Genomic DNA, 241 nt, shown 5'->3' on the forward strand with positions numbered 1-241 from the left:
GCCGCCACGGCCCAGCGTCGTCACGCGGCCGGTCTCGGCATGGACGCCCTGGAAGCCGGCGATCACCGCGACCTCGCCCTTTGCGAAACCCGCCTCGAGGTTCTTGGGATCGATCTCGGCAATCCGCGCCGAGCCATGGGCGTCCGAGGTCACGACCGGAATCTGCCAGCCCTGCCAGGAGCGGGCCTTGACCCCGTCCTTCTGGAGGGCGATCGCCAGGAGGCCCGCGGTGACGAGTTCG

General features: G+C 70.5%; 1 pseudogene. It reads right to left on the reverse strand.

Features of this window, described 5'->3' with window-relative positions:
• Positions 1-241 (reverse strand): annotated as a pseudogene (locus tag RVY79_RS21295) (aspartate kinase); the annotation flags it as partial.

This window comes from Chromohalobacter sp. HP20-39 (assembly GCF_033052815.1).
Classification (GTDB): domain Bacteria; phylum Pseudomonadota; class Gammaproteobacteria; order Pseudomonadales; family Halomonadaceae; genus Chromohalobacter.